Source organism: Mycobacterium sp., assembly GCF_040509115.1.
GTDB lineage: Bacteria > Actinomycetota > Actinomycetes > Mycobacteriales > Mycobacteriaceae > Mycobacterium.
In genome coordinates this window covers 1-5,175 of the sequence record NZ_JBEVLO010000015.1, presented here as the reverse complement: position 1 = coordinate 5,175, position 5,175 = coordinate 1, and the positions used below count along the sequence as shown (strand labels likewise).

The 5,175-nt window shown below is 67.4% G+C and carries 6 protein-coding genes; 3 read left to right on the top strand and 3 right to left on the bottom strand.

Features of this window, described 5'->3' with window-relative positions:
- Window positions 1–387: a DUF5997 family protein gene (locus ABW137_RS01390; protein ID WP_526396116.1), complete on the bottom strand. Its 387-nt coding sequence runs from the start codon at window positions 385–387 to the stop codon at window positions 1–3.
- Window positions 388–415: 28 nt separating this feature from the next.
- On the opposite strand from ABW137_RS01390, the gene ABW137_RS01385 reads away from it, so the two are divergent.
- Window positions 416–1,138: a LysR family substrate-binding domain-containing protein gene (locus ABW137_RS01385; protein WP_526396114.1), complete on the top strand. Its 723-nt coding sequence runs from the start codon at window positions 416–418 to the stop codon at window positions 1,136–1,138.
- 145 nt (window positions 1,139–1,283) lie between these two features.
- Complete coding sequence (locus ABW137_RS01380; RefSeq protein WP_526396112.1) at window positions 1,284–2,117, top strand: GNAT family N-acetyltransferase; 834 nt, start codon at window positions 1,284–1,286, stop codon at window positions 2,115–2,117.
- Window positions 2,118–2,184: 67 nt separating this feature from the next.
- On the opposite strand, the gene ABW137_RS01375 is transcribed toward ABW137_RS01380, so the two are convergent.
- Window positions 2,185–2,760: a hypothetical protein gene (locus ABW137_RS01375; RefSeq protein ID WP_526396110.1), complete on the bottom strand. Its 576-nt coding sequence runs from the start codon at window positions 2,758–2,760 to the stop codon at window positions 2,185–2,187.
- Window positions 2,761–3,119: 359 nt separating this feature from the next.
- The gene (locus tag ABW137_RS01370) at window positions 3,120–4,304 is read right to left on the bottom strand and encodes an NAD(P)/FAD-dependent oxidoreductase (RefSeq protein ID WP_526396108.1); all 1,185 of its coding nucleotides are present in this window, start codon (window positions 4,302–4,304) and stop codon (window positions 3,120–3,122) included.
- 172 nt (window positions 4,305–4,476) lie between these two features.
- On the opposite strand from ABW137_RS01370, the gene ABW137_RS01365 reads away from it, so the two are divergent.
- Window positions 4,477–5,175: TetR/AcrR family transcriptional regulator (locus ABW137_RS01365; RefSeq protein ID WP_526396118.1), on the top strand; the 699-nt coding region annotated here is incomplete at its 3' end.

Genomic DNA, 5,175 nt, shown 5'->3' with positions numbered 1-5,175 from the left:
TCAGCCTTCGCGAGCCTGGTCGTCGCGCTGCGCCTTCACGCGTCGTTCCTCGCGCAGCACGCTCTGGTAGCTCTCGCGTTCTGCGACGAGCCACTCTGGCTTCTCCTCGATGAGCTGATTGATCTGTTCGGTGGTCAGCGCCTCGGTGATGCCGCCGCGCGCGAGACCGGCGATCGAGACGCCCAGCTTCGCCGCGACGAGGTTCTTGGGATGCGGGCCGCTCTTGCGAAGGTCCTTGAGCCATTGCGGCGGATCCGCCTGCAGGGCCGCGAGCTCGGTGCGGGTGATCGGGTTCTCCTGGAACTCGGAAGGGGTCGCGGGCAGATACACGTCCAGCTTCTTCGCCGCCGTCGTGGGTTTCATGGACTGCGCGTTCGGCCTGCTCATGCAAGCAGCGTATCGGTAGCCTGATGCGGTGGCTTCATCCTCGCTGCCCTCGCTCACCGTGGGGTACGTGCCCGGCGGAACGCCCGCGAAGTGGGCCCGCATCTGGGCGCAGCGCCATCCCGGGGTGCCGCTGCAGTTGTGCACCGTCGCCGCGGTAGACGCGGCGGACGCAGTGCGGGCTGGCAAAGTCGACGTGGCGTTGCTTCGGCTGCCCACCGACACGTCCGGGCTCGCCGTCATCCCCGTCTACGAGGAAACGACGGTGGCGGTGGTGCCGATCGATCACGTTCTCACTGCGGCCGACGTGGTGACCGCCGCGGACCTCGGTGAGGAGCCGGTGCTGCGCCCACTCGACGATGTCGTCGGCTGGGCAGCCGCCCCCGGTATCCCGGTCGATGACAGACCCGAAACCACCGGGGACGCCATCGAACTCGTCGCCGCCGGGGTCGGCGTGCTCATCGTTCCGCAGTCGCTGGCGCGGCTGCATCACCGCAAGGACCTCACGTTCCGCCCGATTGCCGACGCGCCCACCTGTCCGGTGGCGCTTGCCTTCCCGGAGGGGCCGCAGCAGGCGCTGGTCGAGGAGTTCGTTGGCATCGTGCGGGGTCGCAAACCCAGCTCGTCGCGGGGGCGGGTCGAGTCGGCACCGAAACGCACCGCACGGGAGAAGACCCTTGCGAAGCAGGCCGCCCGCGCCGCTGCGGGGAAGGTCGCGCGCAAGCCGGGCCGGACCGAGCGCGGTCGACGCTGACGCACTGCACTGGTGCGCGCCGAGCGTGAACGTGGCGACGGTGACGCGGCGTGTCCCGTCGCGGGATTCACGCTCGCGGTAGTCCGATGGGTCGCCACCGGAAAATCAGTGGAGATTCGCGGGCGACTGGTTCACCCTCGGATGGGTGAACGTCCGCCTGTACTCGTCTCCCGATGACTTCGGCGCGGTAGCCCGGCTGGTCTACCGCAGAGACCCGGTGCTGTTCACCACCGAGCTGACCACGCTGCGGACGTCGAGGTGGCCCGCCGATCACCTGCTGCTGTCGGTCTCCGATTGCGAGGGCGTCGTGGGTGCCGCGTTGCAGATGCGCGACGGAATCCTGCTGGTCAGTGGGCTGCCGCCGACGTCGGCGAAGGATGCCGCCGCGGCGCTGGCCCCGGTACGGTCGTGCCTGCCCGCGGTGCGCGGAACGCCTTCCACGGCAACGGCGTTCAGCGATGCATGGGCCGGCGCCACTGGCGCGACCGTCGAGAAGTCCTTCGGGGAGACCCTGTATCGCCTCGACGAGCTCGTGCCGCCCGTCGGGGTCATCGGTGAAGTGCGGCTCGCCGCGGTAGAGGACACCGAGTTGGTGGTGCAGTGGCTCGACGCGTTCTTCGTCGAGGCGTTCGACCAACCGTCGAACCCCGTAGCAAGCCGAGGAGTGCTGAGGGCCATTCACGATGCCGACGGACACGTCGTGCTCTGGACGGTGAACGGATCGCCGGTCGCCATGGCGCGGGTGCACGCCGATCTGCTCGGGATGTCACGGATCGGACCGGTGTACACCCCGCCCGACAGACGGGGCCACGGTTACGGCGCGGCCGTCACGACGGCGGCAGTGCGGTACGCCCACCGGGATGGGGCGCGCGACGTGGTGCTGTTCGCCGACGACGCCAACCCCGTGTCGAACCGGATCTACCGGCGAATCGGGTTCGTGCCCGTCGCCGAGCACGTGCAGTACGCGTTCTCCGCGTGACACCGCCCGCGATCGTGAGATTGAAATACCCTGTGCGGAACACGGTTTCACCATCGAAGCCCCGCGGCTAGCGACCCGGGATCGTCAGGCCGGTGGATGGGATCGGACTGGTGCCGGGCAGAGCGAAGGGCGGGGCGGGCGTCGCCGGAGCCGCGCCGATCCCGAACGGCAACGCAGAGCCTGGCGCGGCGCTCGGCAGCCCGAGGGCCGGACTCGCCATGTTGGTCAGGGTGTCCAGCCCCGCGGGCATCTGCCCGTTGGACAGCGACGTCATCCAGCCCGGGCATTGCGTCTGGATCACCATGGTCGCCACCCAACCCGCGATGGTCGGGGCCAAGCCGCCATTGCCCGACACCTGGGTTGCCATCGAAGCGAGCGTGCTGCCCGGTTGCACCAGCATCGGGCAGATCGACTGGCCCACTCCGGCGATGGCCGTGCTGGTGGCGCCGTTGTTGCCGATCCCGATTCCATTCAGGACGGTGCCGCCCGCATCGCCCGTCACGTCGGCGTGTGCGGGGGCGGGCAATGAAACGGCTGCCGCCGCAATGCCGAGCGTGATCGCCAAGGGGCGCAGCACCAGGATGACCACGTCGAAGAACTTCCCCCATGCGATCCCGTCGTGCACCACCATGGCGTTGCGCATCGTCGGAGATGTCCATGGAACACGAGCTGTCATTGTCGTCATCGAGATCTCCCGGGTAGCCCGTAAGAATGCCGCATCGCACTCATTTCACTTTGGTAACGATGGTTCACAGATGTCACAGGAACAACACGAAACGATCAAGGTTCGCAACGGAGGCGTTTTCTTACCGTTGTCTCAATGGCGCCGATGCGAAACTGCCAGACTTTTCGAAATGGGATGAGCAAACCCAGGTTTCGCGGCGACCGACGCGCGGGGTGCGTCAGACGCGGGGCCGTGAGTGGGAACATGGCGCGTTCGAGCGCCTGTCGCCGCCGGAATCCCGGCGAGCAAGGCCCACTGGGGAGTGGGCGGACCCGTAGCTACTTGACCTTGTGCTGCGGACCCTGTTCCTTCTTGTACAGCGCCTTGAGCATGCGATCGCGGAAGAACGCGTTGTCGATCAGCTTGATGCCGTTGTTCGCGACGGCGGGGATGCCCGCCAGCTTGTGGAAGTAGCGGCCGCGCCGGTATTCCCGGCCCCACGCGGCTTCCATGCGCTGCGAGTAGTTGGTGAAGTCGTCGGGTCCGCCGTTGGTCAGCGCCGCGATCGCACACTCCCCGGCGGCCAGTCCCGATTCGAGGGCCTTGGAGATGCCTGCGCCGGAGGCAGGCTTGCCCGCACCGAGCGAGTCACCGGTGAACAGCACGCCGGGACGCCAGGGCGGCCAGGCGGTAAAGCCCATGGGAAGCCGCCAGGCCCGAACCAGCTTGTCCTTCTTGAGCTCCTCGATGGCGGGCAGGCCCCACTCCGGGGGCAGCGTGCGCATGAATTCGCCCATGAACTGGGTGGCGTTGATCTGCTGCCAGTTCTTGTAGCTGTTGACGTAGCCGAGGCCGATGTTGATCCGGCCGCCGCCGAATGGGAACACCCATGCGTAGCCGGGCAGCTGATCGCCCTGGAACTTCAGATTGAGGTAGATGTCCAGCGAGTCGGAGTCCGGCTTGTTGGCAGGCATCTCGGCCCGGATCGCGATCGCCGAGTAGCCGTTGTACTCGGAGTCGATCTTGAGTGCCCGCTTGATCGGGGAGTAGGCGCCGTCGGCGGCGATCACGGCATCGCCAAGGACCTTCTCGCCGCTCTTGAGTACGACACCGACCACGCGGCCGGTCGCGTCCAGCTCGGGGCGGGTGACCTCACACGACTGGCGGACTTCGGCGCCTGCGGCCTCGGCGTGCTTGAGCAACAGGGTGTCCAGCTGTGGGCGCGGAGCGACGTAACCGTGGTTGGGCATACCGGGACGCGTCGGAAAGGACAGCTCCCACTGCGACGGGCTGAACACCGTCACGCGGTTGACGCGGTGGAACTTGTCGACCTCTTCGGCCAGGCCCATCTTCTGCAGGTAGCTGACCGCGCGTGCCGTCAGACCGTCACCGCATGGCTTGTCGCGCGGGAACTCGGCCTTGTCGAGGACGACCACCTTCGCGCCCGTCTGCGCAGCCTGCCACGCTGCGGCCGCGCCCGACGGGCCTCCGCCTGCAATGACCAGGTCGTATCGCTGCGTCATGAGTCTCGTCTCGTCTAGCTGGGCTATGTCCGCAGCGATGGTACCTGGGCAGGGTGAGCACCTCTTTTCGAGGACGGGGACCGAGGGCTCACCCGCTCGCGCCGCCTGCCGAGCGACGTGGCGCGGTATTGGCAGGTCAGCACCTCTCAGCCGGTACAGTGAGTCCGTGCGCATGCCGTCTCGACCCAGCCCGGGAAGCCAACCCGGCGTGAAGGTCGATGCGCGCAGCGAGCGGTGGCGCGAGCACCGCAAGAAGGTGCGTGCCGAGATCGTCGACGCCGCCTTCCGTGCCATCGACCGTTTGGGACCTGTGCTTTCGCTGCGCGAGATCGCGGAGGAGGCGGGCACCGCCAAGCCGAAGATCTATCGGCACTTCACCGACAAGTCCGATCTCTTCCAGGCCATCGGGGAGCGGCTTAGGGACATGTTGTGGGCAGCCATCATCCCCTCGATCAACGTAACGACCGATCCCGCCCGCGAGGTGATCCGCCGCAGTGTCGAGCAGTACGTGCTGCTGGTCGACGAACACCCCAACGTCTGTCGCTTCCTGATCCAGGGCCGCTTCGCCGAGCAGAGCGAGTCGGCGATGCGCGCCATCAACGAGGGGCGCGACATCACGCTGGCGATGGCCGACATGTTCAACAACGAGCTGAGCGACATGGAGCTCGACTACGCGGCGTTCGAGCTCGCCGGCTTCGCGACGTTCGGGGCGGCGGCGTCGGCCACCGACTGGTGGCTCGGCAGCAACCACGACAGCCCGCGGCGACTGCCGTCGGAGAAGTTCGTCGATTACCTGACGACCATCATGATGGGGTCGATCAACGGCACGTGCGAGGTCGTCGGCATCAAAGTCGATCCCGACGTGCCGCTG